Annotated in this window: 16 protein-coding genes and 4 tRNA genes; 4 read left to right on the top strand and 16 right to left on the bottom strand. The window is 56.2% G+C overall.

The genetic code is table 11. The annotated features are described in order from the left end of the window. Positions 1 to 289 precede the first annotated feature (289 nt). Positions 290 to 364: transfer RNA gene (locus HMPREF2928_RS01365), tRNA-Thr, on the top strand. A gap of 105 nt (positions 365 to 469) precedes the next feature. Next, positions 470 to 736 carry a hypothetical protein gene (locus HMPREF2928_RS01360; protein WP_005504446.1) on the top strand — a complete coding sequence of 89 codons (267 nt, stop codon included), beginning with the start codon at positions 470 to 472 and terminating at the stop codon, positions 734 to 736. Positions 737 to 862: 126 nt separating this feature from the next. Here HMPREF2928_RS01360 and HMPREF2928_RS01355 read toward each other — a convergent pair whose 3' ends face one another. The 3 genes from HMPREF2928_RS01355 to HMPREF2928_RS01345 all read right to left on the bottom strand — a co-directional run bounded on the left by HMPREF2928_RS01355 (position 863) and on the right by HMPREF2928_RS01345 (position 3,754). Beyond that, positions 863 to 1,738 (bottom strand): HpcH/HpaI aldolase/citrate lyase family protein, encoded by an 876-nt coding sequence (locus HMPREF2928_RS01355; RefSeq protein WP_070687092.1) that lies wholly within the window; start codon positions 1,736 to 1,738, stop codon positions 863 to 865. A 217-nt stretch (positions 1,739 to 1,955) separates the two neighbouring features. After that, positions 1,956 to 2,495 (bottom strand): dehydrogenase, encoded by a 540-nt coding sequence (locus tag HMPREF2928_RS01350; RefSeq protein WP_070687090.1) that lies wholly within the window; start codon positions 2,493 to 2,495, stop codon positions 1,956 to 1,958. A 248-nt stretch (positions 2,496 to 2,743) separates the two neighbouring features. Beyond that, positions 2,744 to 3,754: an NAD(P)H-quinone oxidoreductase gene (locus HMPREF2928_RS01345; RefSeq protein ID WP_070687088.1), complete on the bottom strand. Its 1,011-nt coding sequence runs from the start codon at positions 3,752 to 3,754 to the stop codon at positions 2,744 to 2,746. 125 nt (positions 3,755 to 3,879) lie between these two features. On the opposite strand from HMPREF2928_RS01345, the gene HMPREF2928_RS01340 reads away from it, so the two are divergent. Beyond that, a tRNA-Ser gene (locus HMPREF2928_RS01340) sits at positions 3,880 to 3,967 on the top strand. A 102-nt stretch (positions 3,968 to 4,069) separates the two neighbouring features. Here the strand turns inward: HMPREF2928_RS01340 and HMPREF2928_RS01335 are convergent. The 6 genes from HMPREF2928_RS01335 to HMPREF2928_RS01310 form a co-directional block, all read right to left on the bottom strand. Then, a complete protein-coding gene (locus HMPREF2928_RS01335; protein ID WP_044141753.1) occupies positions 4,070 to 4,513 on the bottom strand; it encodes a hypothetical protein in 444 nt (147 codons plus the stop codon). 82 nt (positions 4,514 to 4,595) lie between these two features. After that, positions 4,596 to 5,039 (bottom strand): hypothetical protein, encoded by a 444-nt coding sequence (locus HMPREF2928_RS01330; protein ID WP_070687086.1) that lies wholly within the window; start codon positions 5,037 to 5,039, stop codon positions 4,596 to 4,598. Between the two features lie 236 nt (positions 5,040 to 5,275). After that, complete coding sequence (locus HMPREF2928_RS09050) at positions 5,276 to 5,698, bottom strand: hypothetical protein (protein ID WP_141754934.1); 423 nt, start codon at positions 5,696 to 5,698, stop codon at positions 5,276 to 5,278. A gap of 622 nt (positions 5,699 to 6,320) precedes the next feature. Continuing rightward, entirely contained in the window at positions 6,321 to 6,929 is a 609-nt protein-coding gene (locus tag HMPREF2928_RS01320) for a polyprenyltransferase (RefSeq protein WP_070687082.1), read from the bottom strand. A 222-nt stretch (positions 6,930 to 7,151) separates the two neighbouring features. After that, positions 7,152 to 7,511 (bottom strand): DUF4190 domain-containing protein, encoded by a 360-nt coding sequence (locus tag HMPREF2928_RS01315; protein ID WP_070593200.1) that lies wholly within the window; start codon positions 7,509 to 7,511, stop codon positions 7,152 to 7,154. 271 nt (positions 7,512 to 7,782) lie between these two features. Next, positions 7,783 to 8,220, bottom strand: coding sequence for a hypothetical protein (locus tag HMPREF2928_RS01310; RefSeq protein ID WP_070593201.1), 438 nt, complete (start codon positions 8,218 to 8,220; stop codon positions 7,783 to 7,785). A 258-nt stretch (positions 8,221 to 8,478) separates the two neighbouring features. On the opposite strand from HMPREF2928_RS01310, the gene HMPREF2928_RS01305 reads away from it, so the two are divergent. Continuing rightward, positions 8,479 to 8,570, top strand: a tRNA-Ser gene (locus tag HMPREF2928_RS01305). Positions 8,571 to 8,663: 93 nt separating this feature from the next. Here HMPREF2928_RS01305 and HMPREF2928_RS01300 read toward each other — a convergent pair. From HMPREF2928_RS01300 to HMPREF2928_RS01270, 7 genes are all read right to left on the bottom strand, one after another. Next, positions 8,664 to 9,209, bottom strand: coding sequence for a SixA phosphatase family protein (locus HMPREF2928_RS01300; RefSeq protein ID WP_070630045.1), 546 nt, complete (start codon positions 9,207 to 9,209; stop codon positions 8,664 to 8,666). 151 nt (positions 9,210 to 9,360) lie between these two features. Beyond that, complete coding sequence (locus tag HMPREF2928_RS01295) at positions 9,361 to 10,113, bottom strand: winged helix-turn-helix domain-containing protein (protein WP_070615368.1); 753 nt, start codon at positions 10,111 to 10,113, stop codon at positions 9,361 to 9,363. 579 nt (positions 10,114 to 10,692) lie between these two features. Beyond that, complete coding sequence (gene upp / locus HMPREF2928_RS01290; RefSeq protein ID WP_005504417.1) at positions 10,693 to 11,331, bottom strand: uracil phosphoribosyltransferase; 639 nt, start codon at positions 11,329 to 11,331, stop codon at positions 10,693 to 10,695. 185 nt (positions 11,332 to 11,516) lie between these two features. Then, positions 11,517 to 11,603: transfer RNA gene (locus HMPREF2928_RS01285), tRNA-Ser, on the bottom strand. A 167-nt stretch (positions 11,604 to 11,770) separates the two neighbouring features. Beyond that, positions 11,771 to 12,391, bottom strand: coding sequence for a TetR/AcrR family transcriptional regulator (locus HMPREF2928_RS01280; RefSeq protein WP_005504416.1), 621 nt, complete (start codon positions 12,389 to 12,391; stop codon positions 11,771 to 11,773). 80 nt (positions 12,392 to 12,471) lie between these two features. Further along, complete coding sequence (locus HMPREF2928_RS01275; RefSeq protein WP_070593205.1) at positions 12,472 to 15,078, bottom strand: YhgE/Pip domain-containing protein; 2,607 nt, start codon at positions 15,076 to 15,078, stop codon at positions 12,472 to 12,474. A gap of 2 nt (positions 15,079 to 15,080) precedes the next feature. Then, entirely contained in the window at positions 15,081 to 15,800 is a 720-nt protein-coding gene (locus HMPREF2928_RS01270) for an ABC transporter ATP-binding protein (RefSeq protein ID WP_070615374.1), read from the bottom strand. Positions 15,801 to 15,903 lie beyond the last annotated feature (103 nt).

Genomic DNA, 15,903 nt, shown 5'->3' with positions numbered 1-15,903 from the left:
GCCTGTTTGCTACATCTGTGGTTGATTAATCTGTGGTTGATGTGCACTCTGAGGTGCTGTCAGCCGCCGTGGGTATAGGGTTTATTGTATGCCTCTGCCCTGAACTTTCCCTATCTTCGGGCGGGTTTGCGGGGTGAATGCAGTGCACACCATAGCCGCCCTGTCGCCTGCTCCCAGCTGCGGGGCCGGTGTTGAAAGTAATTAGCCTCTCCCCCGCCTTTTTGGTACTATTGCGGGGTATGCACTGTTCACCGGTTGCTTTCGGGCAGTTGAGAACGGCAGCATATGCGCCTCTATAGCTCAGGGGTAGAGCATTTCCCTCGTAAAGAAAAGGTCGTGGGTTCGAATCCCACTGGGGGCTCCACATCCGCCGTAACGCGTGCCGGTTTCCGGTGTGTTGCGGCGGTTTTTAGCATCTGAGAGTTGTCGTTTTCTCGAAGATGTCACCGTCGAACTTTAGGAGATTCTCATGTCTTCTCGATCCGCATCCGCTAAGCGCCAGAGTGGCCGTGCGCAGGCAGGTCGCGCCGCTGCGGGCTCTGCACGCCCGATGAGCCCCACGATGCGTTTTGCTCTGGTGTACGTGCTGGCGCTGGTGGTTTCCCTGGCGGTGTGGTTCTTCTACCGTTCCGTGTATGAGGATGACACCTCGTTCCTGGTGCCGATTGTGATTTCCTTGGTGACTTCGTACGTGTGCGCTCATGCGCTGACGGGCGGCAAATCGCCCCGCAACTAGACCGCCGACCAGCAGCCCGCCAGGCTGTAGCCTCGTGAGGTTTCAGGCAGACAAAAGCCGCGCATCCGGTTCCCCGCTCGGGGGTCGGATGCGCGGCTTTTTACGTGTGTACTTTAGACCAGCGCCTTACTTGGATGCGCGCTGGAAGTCGCTGTCGGTCTTGCCCCACAGGCCGTAGACCTTGGCGAGTTCCTTGACCTTCTTTGCACGCAGGTAACGCGGCAGGTAGGAGCCGTCGCGGGGGCCGTCGAGGGGCACGTCGAGCATCTGGTGTGCTTCTTCGATTTCGAGCTCGCTCGGGGAGAATGCTGCGTTGATGGTCTCAGCCTGGCGGATGTCCAGGGTGATCTTACCGGTCATGCCGTGGTCGTTTGCGAAGCCGCATGCCTTGGAGAGGTCAGCACCGTATGCGCCGAGGGTCGGGCCGTCGATGGGGCCGGGCAGACCACCCAGGGTGGAGGCGATGACCAGCTGCGAACGCACGTAGGCGAGCGCCATGGGGGTTGCGGAGGAGCCGGTGTCGCGGCGGTAGTCGCCTGCACCGAATGCGAGGCGGAAAGTGCCGATTGCGCGCGCAATTTCGACGGAGTGGTGCACACCGAGTGCAGACTCGATCAGCGCGATGATGGGGGTTCCGGGGGGCAGCTCGGCTGCGGTGCGGTCAATGTCGGTGGCGTGCTCTGCGGTGGCGAGCATGACGCCTCGCAGGCCCTTCACGTTCTTGAGGGCCTTGACGTCCTTCCACCAGTGTTCGGTGGTGATGGCGTTGATTCGCACCCATGCGACCACGCCGGAGTTGAGCATACGAACGACCTGTTCGCGGGCGGCGTCCTTCTCTTCGGGCGGGCAGCCGTCTTCGAGGTCGATAATGATGGAGTCAGCCTCGGATTCGAAGGCTTCTTCAAAAACTTCTTCGGAGGAGTTGGCGCGCACGAGGAGCCAGGAACGAGAGAGGCTGGGGCGCAGCTGACGTGCGCGCTCGTTGCGGTGGAATTCAAACATGGTGTGTGACTTCTTCCGTGAATTATTGTGCATTGGGTTGTGCCGTAGAGGGGCAGGAAAAAGCCTGCGGTTCTTCCGCGCGTACCATCGCATTGTGTCGTCACCTCCATTGTGACGGAACCGCATAAGAAGTGTCCTACACCCCTTCTTTAAGCGTATCGCCTGTTGAGGTGCACATCAAACTAACCCGCCTGTTGACCGCAATTTAGGCCCTGTGTTATGCCTCAATCAGCTGGGTGCGACCCACCGGAATACCGTCGTCGAAGGTCAGCTCGCCGGCGGCTTCCTTCTGGGCGCGCTGAATCAGACGTTCGGCGTCTTCAATGTGCTGGATGACGGTTTCCACGCGACGGTGCACGCTCACCTGGCGGTCGCATCCGGTGGCACAATTGCCGAAGCAACGTGCCATGGCGAGCGCTTCGGCGCAGAGTGCCACGGCGTTACCTGCCTTGGAGAGGGCGCGGTTCAGGTCGGAGTAGGTGCCGAATGGGGAGGCGGGAATATCGCCGTCGCTGGGGGCGAGGCGGTGCGCTTCCATAGCGACTGCACGCACGCGCGGAATCAGGTCGGCGAGCGCGTTTGCGTCCGGCACGACGAGCTCAATCATGGAGGCGGACGAATCGGTTGCCGCTAGGCGTTCGAGGACCTGGTGGAAGCGGTCAATGCCGCGAATAAACCGGTCGTGGGATCGGCGCCAGATGCCTTTGCCGAGTTCGGCGTCGTCGCGGCGCGATTGCAGGTAGCTTTTAAGTCCCATATGCCCTCCTCTGCGTGGTGTGTGTGCCGTGTTTGTTGGTCGGTGGAGGCTGCCGGTGATGGGCTCTGCGGCGACCCGCAAACCTCCCTATGCTTAGGTTACCCTAAATTTCTTTTAGTGACGAGATGTCAGCAGTCAGCTGTTTATTTCAAACCCAGATTTTCATTACGCGCCTCACGCGACGCTCCCCGCGGCACCTACCTAAAATGGCACCGGCCTAAAATAGCACCGCGGGGGCGCAGCGGTTTCTAGACCATGCGCAGCACAATCTTGCCGCGATGCTGACCCGAGTCGAAGTACTCGTGGGCGGCAGCCGCCTCCTCCATGTCGAAGATACGGTCCAGACCCACGCCAATCCTGCCGGATTCAATCAGCGGCAGCACATGTTCGCGTACACCGCGCAGAATCTCGGCCTTCTGCCGGTCCGAGCGGGTACGCAGGCTCGTGGCGTGCACTGACAGGCGGCGGGAGAGCATATACCCCAGGTTCACTTCTGCTTTGGCGCCGCCCATCAGACCGATAATGCACAGGTGCCCGCCGTCGGCGAGGGTGTGCAGATTGTCGTCCAGGTACTTTCCGCCCACGACGTCGAGGATGTAGTCAGCGCCGCGTCCGCCAGTTTCAGCCAGCAGAACTTCACGGAACGAATGTTCTGTATAAATAATGGGTTCCGCACCTAGTAAGCGCACATATTCTGCTTTTTCCTCGGTTCCCACGGTTGCAAACACGCGGGTACCTACGGCGAGCGCCAGCTGAATAGCGTGCACACCGATACCGCCGGTACCACCATGCACGAGCACCACCGCGGGTTCACCGTCTTCCTTGAGGTTTTCGGCGGGGTTCATGCTCATACCACAGGTGAGAACCAGGTTCGAGTAGACGGTTGCCGCGACTTCGGGAATACCGGCGGCTTCGGCAAAACTCAGCTGTTCGGGTACGGGTAGCACGTGGTCGACCGGTACGGTCACGTAGTCGGCGTAGCCGCCTCCAGGCAGGAGCGCCATGACGGGGGTGCCGCGGTTCTCCACGGAGGCGCCTTCACCGACCGCTTCGATAACGCCGGCTACTTCGAGGCCGTAGATGGCGCTCGCGCCGGCGGGCGGCGGGTAGAATCCGCGGCGCTGCAGGGCGTCGGCGCGGTTGATTCCGGCGGCGTGAACGCGGATGAGAACTTCGTGGAATCGGGGTACGGGGGCGGGGACTTCGCTGATTGTCAGAGCCTCAGGTCCACCGTGACTGTTCTCAATAATTGCTCTCATGAGTCCTCCTCATTGCCGGAAGCACCATCGTTGGTGCGCGATTTACAGAAAGCTTATCGCATGAGATAATCTCGTAGTGCCCTGCGGCACGGTATTGCCATAAAATGCCGGTCTCTGGTGCGTATGGATGGTTGTCCGAGCGGCCGAAGGAGCTGGTCTTGAAAACCAGTAGGCGGTAACCCCGTCTCAAGGGTTCAAATCCCTTACCATCCGCGTTTTAGCTTCTGCTCCACGTGTGGAGCGCAAAGAGCCCCGCTCCTCAACGCGAGGAACGGGGCTCTTCACATATGCCGTTTCGAGTTACCGGGGGCGTCGTTAGTGTATGCCTGACAAGGCGTTTAGAAGCGACGTGACGAGGACTACGATACCGATGAAGATGCATAGCTCCAGCCCGTTAAGAATCAGACCACCGATGGCACGCGTACCACGCCGCCTTGCCGCGAACCCCAGCCAGATACCCAGGACATTCAGCACCGGCGCAACGAACACTACCCGCAGACCGCTTTCTCCAAGATCATGGAAAATCAACCAGCACCCTAGAAAGAACGTCAGCGGGCCGAGAGCGCCGAAAAGCAGGGAGAAGGTCGCTACCCTTTTACCGTCTTGTGCCCCTTGCACGTCAGGAGGTTGCTCGCTCGCATGTTGCTCCCAGTCGTCCGTATCGTCAGCACTGGGTTGCACGCTGTTGTTCGCCTGGTAGAGCTTGGCGTACTCGGGGTTGTTATCAAAATCTTCGTTATTTTGGGGTAGCTGCGACATCGCATCCACAACCTTTCAATACCGGGTGTTAAGTGTCTAGCAACTCGAGAGAGCATCTGGGCTCACTATCGAGCCGGCGTCGTTAGTTGATGCCTGACAAGGCGTTCACAATCAGCATGATGAGGGCGGCGATACCGATGAAAATGCATAGCCCCAGCCCGTTGAGAATCAGGCCACCGCTGGCACGCGTACCGCGCCGCCTTGCCGCGAACCCCTGCCAGATACCCAGGATGTTCAGGATTGGGGCAAGGATAGCCACCTGCAGAGCACTTTCTTCAAGACCTTGGACAAGACACCAGAACCCTAGAAAGAAAGACAGCGGGCTGAGGAAGCCAAAAAGTAGGGAGAGGTTCGCTGCTCTTTTACCCGCCGCTTGATCTGAGAACTCATCCAGAGACTCATTTGCGGGCAGTAGCTGCTCGTCAGATGTATCCGGGCTAGGCAGCTCGTTGTTATCTTCCTGGTAGAGCTTGGCGTATTCGGGGTTGTAATCGAAGGCTTCAATGTTTTGGGGTAGCTGCGACATCGCATCCACAACCTTTCACATTCCACACGAGGGGGGGTGTTAACTTCACCCTAGACCCTCCCCACCTGGGGAACAAGCATGTCGGGCCCAATCCAGGAAACATACGGCATACATACAGAAAAGCCCCACACCTCAACGTGAGGAACGGGGCTTTCTTACGCTCATCAGAATGCTTTCTGACCGGTCATACCCAACAAAACGAGAGTATCTTCAGGCCCGCCGCCATACTGAAGCTTTTATAAAGAGCGACTGAGGCTTATCAGAAACAAGATGACAAAAATATAGAGAGCAAGAACAATACCTATACCCGCCCAACTGAGAGTACGACCCGCCAGGGCGGGCACACCATGCCGTTTAGCCACTCGCCCTTGCCAGATACCCAAGATGCCCAGTATCAGTGAGATAAAAGTGAAATCTGGTGCCCAGACCCAGGCCGATAGCGGGATACACAGTAGGCTGAGGGCGCCGAAAAATAATGAAAGACTTGCCGCATTCTCTCCATCTCGCCGTTTTGAGAAGCCAGGTGAAACCTTTTTTCCAGGTAGTAGCTGATTACCTAAAACACCAGCATAGGGTTGCCAGTTTCCATTTGTCTGGTTGAGCTTGGCGTATTCCGGGGCGTTACCGAAGGCTTCATTGTTTTGGGGTAGCTGCGACATCGCATCCACAACCTTTCAGAATCTACACGCGTTAGTTGAATACCTCAGCCTGGTGCTTCGCAAAAACCTATTCGGCATTGAACCACGCCCACACAATCAGTACGTACCCAAGGACAAGCACAGCGATAGCTATCCAGCTCAGGATTCGACCCGCAAGAGAAACTACGCCGTAACTATCCGCTTCCTTAGCTTTCTGTAGACCAAGGACACTCAAGATGACAGTGGGGATACCGAAAAACCACGAACCCAACACCAAGATGTTGATGAGGCTGAGCACACCAAAAGTGAGTGAAAGTTGGGAAGCTCGCTCCCCTAGATTAGTCGCTGTTTTCCCACCGCTCTGCATCATAGGGGGCTCTTCAATATCAGCACCCTGTTTGTGGCGATGAGGTTTCGAGCGCAGACCAGCTGCTGGGTCGGAATACGGGCCTAGGATTGGATCCTGCATCGTTGCATCATAACCTTTCAATACCGGGTGTTAAGCCCACCCTATGCTTTCCCCGCCGAGGGAACAAGCATGTCAGGACCAATCCACGAGATATACGGCATATACACAGCAAAGCCCCGTTCCTCGTATTGAGGAGCGGGGCTTTTGCGTACCCTCCAATGAGGGTGAAAGTGTTTAGAAGAATACCAGTATCTGCACAGTCTCCACGAGACTAGAATTTGCGGCAGAATCAGAAAGAGCCAGCATAATCGCCAGCAGAAGACCTCCGCCGAAAAGCACCAGGAACATGCCACCAATGGCTACGCTAATCCAGTTCAAGATACGACCAGCTGAAGCAGCCACACCATAACGCTCTGCCTCATTAGCCTTGAGAATACCAATAACACCCAGAATCAGGGAAGGCAGACCAAACAGCCACCAGCTGAGAGTCACTATACACGCCAAGCTGATAATACCCAGCACCGTGGAAGTCTGAGCTGCCTTCTCACCGGCAAGCTGCTCGGGGGTCTTCTGCAAAAAGCCCACAGGAACCATCATGGGCTGACCGTACTGGTCGGGCTGCTGGTACTGCTGACCGTACGGGTCATACTGATTCTGACCATACGAGTCTTGACCGTACGAATCCTGACCGTACTGGTCATAAGAATACTGATCGTAGGAGCTCTGCCCGTACTGGCCGTAAGAACCCTGACCATACTGGCCGTTCTGGTTGTACTGCTCGTTCAGACGGTTATAGTCCGGGTTGTAGTCGTAGGGGTCTGAACCCCGAGGAGTCTGAGACATGGCATCTCACTTTCGTACGGCTGGTGTGCGTTAAACCTAATTCACCCTAACCTATGAATGGAACGGGTACAACTACATCCACTATCCAAGCCCCCACAATGCACCGCAATGCATTAGCTAGCCGCTCTAACGGATATGCAAAAGCCCGCGGACACACGGGGTGCTCGCGGGCTTTCTGTAGCCAATCTCCATGAAGGATGCTGGCTAAAACGCTATAAGGTCCTAGCCCAGGTTCTTGAGAGCACCCAGCGCGACAACAATAATGCTCAGGACCAGAGCAGTACCACCGATAATGGAACCAGTCAGTGCCAGACCACGGGACTGCAGCTCAGGGACACGCAGAGACGCCAAACCAAAAGCCAGGCCCAGTGCGCTGAAAAGCGGGCTTAGAAGGACCAGACCAATAGCGCCAAATACAATAGCGAGAATCGACAGAATCTTCGCCCTCTTCATCTGAGCCTGCTGCTCGGGGGTCGGGACCGGCTGACCGTACGGAGCCTGCTGACCATACTGGGGTGCCTGCTGGCTGAACTGGGGGTCCTGGTTGAACTGGGGCTGGGGGTTGTTGGGGTTTTCAGACATGATTTCTCGCTTTGCTGAGTGATGAGGTGCCTCTGATGTGCTGTATCGGAAGATAAAACGTCAGAGATGCCCTCTATTTATCGGTTGGGACTCATGCAGTGTACCGAACATGCTTATGAACCTCAAAGCCCCTAGCCCATAGTCCACGACGAAAAACCCGCGTCAGGTGACCATAAAAACTGCTACAGCTAAGCAGGCGGACACGCAAAAGCCCGCGGACACACGGGGCGCTCGCGGACTTTCTCTGACCAGTAGCTATGAACGATATTGTCTAAACATGCATCATGACCAGAATCAATAGCAGCATCTCGAAAGGCACAGTCAGGATACCAAGCAACATATTCATAACTCCCAACGCAACACCAGCCACACGCATATGACCGCGGTGGCGTGAAGCAATCGCTAGAACCCAGCCCGTAAGACCCAGAAGAAGGGAAGCGCCTCCGCCCGTCAAATAATTCAGCACAAAAACACTAATCAGCCCAAGAACACCGATAATGACCGAGGCCATCGCAATAATCCAGCCCTGAGTGTGTGTGTTCTCCTGTTCGGGAAGAACATACACCGGCTGCGCAAACTGCGCAGGATGCACCGCAGACTGCGCAACCTGCTGACTATTGAAAGCCGGGTTATTCACAGAGGAGGGAGCACCCTGAGGAGGCTGAGTCTTCTGAGGAACCTGGGGCAACTGAGGAACGGTGGTCGTCACGGGAGGGAGCCTTTCTATCTGGACCGCAATGTCGCTTCTACCCTCAAAACTACATCACCTAAATACCTCAAACACATAAATTCAGGGTATTTAAAGATTAAACGGCTCTATTCACACGTTTCTCGCAGGTAAAGAAATCACGATCGCGAAGAAACTAACACCACCCCACCCGCATATATCTCTCGCGCCTCACAGGTCGAATTGACCAAGTGCAAAACAGCCTATATTCTTATAGGGATGCGCTCACGAGCGCACCGTGGAGACGTGCCAGAGCGGCCGAATGGACTTCACTGCTAATGAAGGGTCGGGGTTAAACTCGACCGGGGGTTCAAATCCCCCCGTCTCCGCCACAAAAAGCCCCGTACCGGTTGGTACGGGGCTTTTGCTTTACCCATTTCATTCAGGCACAAAGCCTAGAAACTCCTGGTTTAGAAACTTCTGGTCTAGAAGCTCTTGAAGTCCACGAGGCGCGCATCCGCACCATCCAGCAGAGCCCACTCCCCCAGCACCTCAAACACCGCAATGGAAGAGGGCGGGAAACCGTAGTACACATCCATGGACGCGTTCGGGTCAGAATCCGGGCTCATCAGGCGCTGCGCGGCATCCTGCACGCCGGGCAGATGCGACACCACCATCAGAGAATGAACATTCTCCGAAACACTGTTGATGCGCGCAATAATGCGGGACGCAGACACCTCATACAGCCCCTCGTCCAGATGAGCGGTAGGCGCCTTCGCCCCCAAACCATCCGAAACCCAAGTCGTCGTCTGACGAGTACGCAAAGCCGATGACGACATAATCTGCTCCGGAATATAACCGCGAGCCGCCAGCCAAGCGCCAGCAGCGGCAGCCTGCTCATGACCACGCTTCGTCAGCGGACGATCAAAATCATTCAGACCCCAATCAGCCTCCGCATGGCGCATAATAATCAGACGCTTGACCCCGCTGCGGTGCGAGCCAGATGCAGTATTGGAAGAATTTTCAGCCATACACCCATTCTATCTAGAGGGCGCCGGAACGTGCCGCACGCCGCCACAGCACGCACACTAACATCCCCAGGCGGGCACAAGTAAACCCCGGTGCACCGGCATCACGCCAGCACACCGGGGTGCACTCTACAGAAGCTAAATTCTGTACACGCTAAATCGAGTATTCCGGAGCAGCCCAGACAACAACCTCGGGGTGCTCAAAGAAGCGGTAACCCTGACCGCGCACCGTACGCACGGTACCCGACAGGCGACCCAGCTTCGAACGCAGACGACGAATATGCACGTCAATCGTACGCTCATGCGGATGCTCGTCACCGGAGCTCCACAGCGCCTTCAGCAGCTCCTCACGACCCACGGTGCGGGAAGAGTTCTCCACCAGGTGTGCCAGCAGCTCGAATTCCTTGAAGGTCAGCATGAGCGGCTCACCATCCAGGAACACCTCGCGGCGCGCCAGGTCAATCAGCACACCCGAAGAGTGGCTATTCGTGGTCTCTGCTTCGCGGGCGACATGCGCCTCCGGGTGCATATACATTGCGGTCGGATCGCCGAGCGCATTACGTACCACCTCAAGGTCGCTACCCTCAGCATTCACTGGAGCCAACGCCACAGCGGCGTACGACTCCGACTCGGGAGCCAGGTGGTGTGCATAAGTGCGCAGATCCTGAACGATACGCACCAGGGAGGTGCCGTTCGCTGCAGCAAGTTCCTCGTTCAAACCAACATAGAGCACGAAGCCGCGTGCTTCATTTTCCTGAGCCTGCTTATGGGCAGAGTCACCGGCTGAGAAAGTCATCGGACGCAACGTTGCGGCCTGCGCAGCGGGACGCTGAGGCTGCACGACCTGGCGCTTAGCGGCGCGGCCGCGCTGGGAGATGTGGACATATCCAGGTACAGCGCCTGACATGGTTCAACCTTCTCTCAAAGTCTGTGTACGGGATCCCTGTCGTACGTAGTGTGGGGTGCGCCGGAAGTGACGCCGAGTCAAACAGTCCCCAATACCTGTTCGAGCTTCAATCCTCTTACTTAATATTTCTCCTATTTGACGGATAAATCAAGCGGATTCAGCATAGTGGATTCATCTTTATGGGCGAGAGGAGTACAATACCCCCTCTCGCGTTTTGGGGTTTCAGGGGCTACCTGAAGCTTTCAGTATTTTTTTCCCTTATAAATATTCATAGCTTCTTTTATTTACTGGTTTCACCCTGTATTTTCATGTGAAGCTGTGAATATGCTCAATATATTTTAAGCCCCTCAAAGCACTATAGTGTTCCTCATCACATATTATCAAGGGTGTTTCATAAACCCACACAAGCGCCCAACAACACCATAAACACCCAAGACAGCAGACCGTTAGACACACATCCCTCAACACCACACCATATGACCTGCACACGGCCTCCAGCAGACACAACAAAGCGCCCCCGCACATGCTTAAACATATGCAGAGGCGCCCCACTCACATCACGTGAATAACGCTGAAAAACTACTCAGCCAGACCGTACAGGCGGTCACCAGCATCGCCCAGACCCGGAATAATGTACGCCTTCTCGTTCAGACGCTCATCACGAGCAGCCAGGAACAGGTCAACATTCTCCATACCCTCAATGCCCTTCTCCAGAGCAGCAATGCCCTCAGGAGCAGCAATCAGGCACACGCAAGTCACAGACTCAGCACCACGCTCACGCAGGAACTTAATGGCCTCAATCAGAGTGCCACCGGTAGCCAGCATCGGATCCAGCAGGTACACCTGACGACCAGTCAGATCCTCCGGCAGACGCTCAGCATAAGTCACAATATCCAGGGTCTCCTCATTACGAGCCATACCCAGGAAGCCCACCTCAGCGGTCGGCACCATGCGAGTCATACCCTCAAGCATGCCCAGACCAGCACGCAGAATCGGAACAACCAGCGGCTTAGGATCAGCAATACGAACACCGGTAGTAGTCGCCACCGGAGTCACAACCTCAACCTCTTCCACACGAATCTCGCGAGTCGCCTCATAGGCAAGAAGGGTCACCAGCTCATCAACCAGCTGACGGAAAATCGGGGACGGGGTGTTCTTATCACGCAGAACACTAATCTTGTGAGAGACCAGCGGGTGGTCAAGAATCTTAATACGCATAATACGATTTTACCCACCCCCAAATCAGCAAGCACCGGCAAAGCCCCGGAAGTGGCACACAACCTATAAAACGAGGCGAAGTCCCCCCGCACAAACACCCACCAACACACCCGCCAGCAGCACCCCAGAACAATCCAGGCATGCAAAAACCCGCCGAGACGAATCTCGACGGGTTTTCGTTGGTGCGGTGGTGGAGGGATTTGAACCCCCGTTGGCTTTTACACCAAACATCATTTCGAGTGATGCACCTTCGGCCGCTCGGACACACCACCAACAGTGGAAAACTATAGCACACCCCCAACAGGAGGGCAAGAATGAGCCTACATATCGTGCGCGTACGGCAGCCGGGTGTCGCCCCTTTCACGGCCCCTTTCACCGTGCCCTTTTCGACACCCGACACCGAAGTCCCGGCTACGTCTACAGACCCTAACAGGTCCGCCTAATGACGGATATACCCATCTACAACCAGCATGACAGCACGCGTTGCATCCTCAGCATTGCGCTCCGCCTGATGCACTTCACGATCCATAGCAAACATGTAAATCGCGCCGAACATAGAGATCGCAATCGCACGAGGATTCTGAGCGGTATCAACCGTATAGCGGCGAGCCACAGCCTCCGTCATCTCCTCCAAAAAATCCAGAAGATTCAGACGGTTATCGCTCATCGCCTCAGTCCAACCATCCGCACCCTTCCACGCCTCCGAAAGCCACATCCGAGTAAAACCCGGACGGTCCTCAAGATACTGGAACGCGGCGCGAACAGCACTCCGCAACGCCTCACGCGGATCAGAATGAACCGACGCCGCGCGACGCGCATCGCTCAGCAGCAACTGCGTGCCGTACTGAACCAGCTGATCCACCATGGTCTTCTTAGAACCGAAGTTGTAATACACGGTTCCCTTAGAAACACCCGCCCGGGCAGCCACCTCTTCAACAGTGGCGTACTCAAGCCCCTTTTCGGTCATGATTTCCATAGCAGCGTTGAACAACTTCAACTGAGTTCTACCTGTACGGCCGGGACGACGACTTGAAGCTTCAGCGACTGGGCGCTGCAACATCAGCAGTCCTCCCTCCCTTTTTGCAGATATATCTCTATTTTATTAGACAGTTTTCCCCCGGTGCGACCAAACAGGGTTTGTTACACCGTAATCTCCGGAGCCAGCTTCTTCAGCGACCACGTACGATCACGACGCGTGCCAATGTAACCCAACATCAGACCAGCCAGACCCCACAGAGTCAAAACCAGCATGATGCCCCACAGGCTCGACTCATTAATGCCATACGCCAAACGACGCGTACCCGCCACCGCATAACCCATCGGGAAGAAATCATGCATCCAACGAATCGACTCAGGCAAAGTCTCATACGGCATCGTGCCGCCCGCAGTAATCAGCTGCAGAATCAGAATGACCAAAGCAACAAGCTTGCCCGGCGCACCCAAAATCACCGTCAGACCGTGAATGAAGCCGGTAAAGACCAAAGCCACATAGCAGAGGAACAGCCACACCAGCCACGGATGAGCCATCTCAAAGCCCAAACCAAACTTAATCGCGGCAAACATCAAAGTCGCCTGAGCAATACCCACCAGGCCGAACGGCATCCAGCTACCGAGCATCACACGAATCGACGGAGCATGCGAAGCCAACGCACGGTTATTCATCACGCGCAACGTCTGAACCAGCATCAAGCCGCCAATCCACAACGCCAAGCACATGAAGAACGGGCCCATGCCCTCACCATAGTTACGGCCCGACGCCAAGGAATCATGCGACAAAGTCACCGGGTTCGACATCGTATCCGCAACCTTCGCCTGATCAGTCGGAGCAAGGCTCGGAACCTGCTTAACACCAGAAGCCAGGCCGCTCTCCAACGACGAAGTACCATCCTTCAACTCGGAAGCACCATCATTCAGCTGAGTAGAACCATCAGACAGCTTCGCCGTACCGTCAGAAAGCTGCGACGCACCATCCTTCAGCTCATTCGCACCATCAGCCAACTTCTGCTGACCCTCAACCGCAGACTGCTCTTTCTCCGCCAGAGTACCGCTACCATCCTTCAGCTCGGCAGTACCGCTCTTCAAAGAATCGGTACCCTCCTTCAGCTCAGAAGCACCACCCGACAGAGTCGCAGAACCACTCGCAAGGCTCGAAGCACCCGAAGCAATCTTAGAATTACCATCAGCCAGGCTCGCCGAACCTGACGCCAACGAGGACGCGCCAGCATCCACACGAGCGGCGCCATCAGCTACCGACGAAGCGCCCTTGGCAAGCGAAGACGCACCGGAATCCAGCGAATCCACGCCAGCAACCAAAGTCTGAATCTTCACCGCAGTCGACGACGAACCATCAGAAATACAATGGCTCGACTTCAATGCGCTCAGCTTCGACAGGGCATCAGCAGCGGCAGCATCACGAGTAGCCAGGTGCGACTGCAGAGCCTTCTGATTCAGCTCAGCAACCTCATTCTTCGTCTCCTCAGAATCAACAGCAGCCACCAGCTGATCAGCCTGCTCCTGAGTCAACGTACCCGCTTCAACCAGCGGAGTCACCTGAGCACGCACCTTCTGCGCACTCGCAGACACCACAGTATTCGACAAGTCACGACCAAAATCACCACTACCAGCAGACGTATCCGTCTCATGCAAGCGCATGCACATCGCATTCAGCTCAGCCGGCAACTCACGAATACCCGCCTGATCCATGCCAGTACGCATCTGATGAATACCCGACGCCAAATCATTAGCGCCCTTCGCCACCGACGCAGAGCCATCCTTCAAGCTCGCAGTACCCTCAGCCAGAGTCGCCGAACCATCCTTCAGCTTCGACGCACCATCAGAAGCAGAAGCAGCCGCCGAAGCCAACGTCGACGAACCATCCTTCAAACCCGACGCACCATCGGCAAGCTTCGCCGCGCCAGAATCCAGCTTCGCCGCGCCAGAATCCAAAGTCGACACACCATCAGCAAGCTTCGCGGCACCCTCTGCCAACTGCTTCTGACCATCCAACAACTGGGACTGACCATCAGCCAGAGAAGAAGTACCATCCTTCAGCTTCACAGCACCATCATTCACCGTGGCGGTGCCATCCTTCAGCTGAGTGATAGCATCCGCCAGCTTCACCGTGCCGCTATTCACCTTCGACGCACCATCAGCAGCCTCACCCATCTTCGAATGAATAGTCGTGAAGCTAGCCAACAGCGAATTCGCCGTAGAATTACCGACCTTCTCAGCCACCGAATCACGCACCGCAGTGCCCGCCTTCGTGACAATATTCGTCAGCACATAGTTGTTCGCGTCATTCGTAATGACCTCAATACCCGCCGAACGCGCATCAATAGTGCCCGTCTTACCGTCAGCATCAGGCTTGAACGAACCGGCACTCTGCAAATTACGGGAGAAGTCCTTCGGAATCACCATCGCAAAGTCATAGGTGCCGTTCTCCACGCCCTCAACAGCCTCAGTGCGAGTCTGCACCTGACGCCAATCAAACGTGCCAGCGTCTAGAAGGTTCTTCTTCACGTCCGCACCGGTATTCACCTGCTGACCCTCAGAATCCGTCGCGCCTTCATCCTCAACCACCAGGGCACCCACAATGCCATTCACATGGCCGTAAGCATCCCAGTTGCCGTACAGGTACAGGGCGCCGTACAGCAGCGGAATACAGGACATCGCGATGAGCACCAGAACCGGCAAAACACCGCTGGTCAGGCGCTTAAGCTCAACAAGAGCCACACGCAGAACAGTCATTCTTACTCCTTCTCAGCGTTTTCGCCATGTTCGGGGGAATCATTGGAGGGTTCAATCTCGCCCTCAACAGGAGCCGGCACGTTTTCCTCAGGGACACGACCGACCACAGCACGCGCACCATGCCACGATTCAGAAATATGCGGAACAACAGCCACAACCGTGCGAGGGTGGTCCTCATCGGCGGCAAGCTCCTCCAGGTACGGAAGCCACATGTACGTGTGGTTCAGGTGTCGGGAAGGAGTATCGAAAACCAGCAGGTCAGAGGGGCTATGCTGAGCCAAAGCAGCCATCAGCTCAATATTCATCTCGCCACTAATCTCATCCATCCACAGGCTGTCCAGCTCCTCAAGACCGCGCTCGGCCAACCAGCGGCTCGCACGGGAACGACCAAAAATTGGCAGGTTATAGGAGAGCATCTCCGACACATAATCGTGCACGCGCATATGCTGCTCAGGAGCAGTCACATCAGGAGAGTCCACCACGCTGCTGAGAGCACGCAGACGCTTCATCGAAATACGGCGAGGCTCATCATCGCCCTTGCTCCAGCTAATCGTTCCGCCGGACAGGGGAAGGCGACCAGTCAGCGCCAACGCGAGAGAGGTACGCTCCAACTGGCTATCCGCCTGAACGATAATGACTTCACCCTCGCCCACTGAGAAGGTGGTGCGGTCAAAAAGCGGAGTGTGGCGCCCTTTTGCCCAAATATTGTCAACGCTTAACACGGTTAGATCCCCTCAGAGAATGGATGGTTCGGGTGAGTTTCTGGGAGTCATCCGCGGGCACCGCGCGGGGTGTTGAACGTCAGGCGCGGGCAGGCGGAGGCTC

Origin of the sequence: Rothia sp. HMSC072B04, from assembly GCF_001813725.1 — a bacterium.
Taxonomy (GTDB): domain Bacteria; phylum Actinomycetota; class Actinomycetes; order Actinomycetales; family Micrococcaceae; genus Rothia; species Rothia mucilaginosa.
This window is presented reverse-complemented; position numbering and strand designations above follow the sequence as displayed.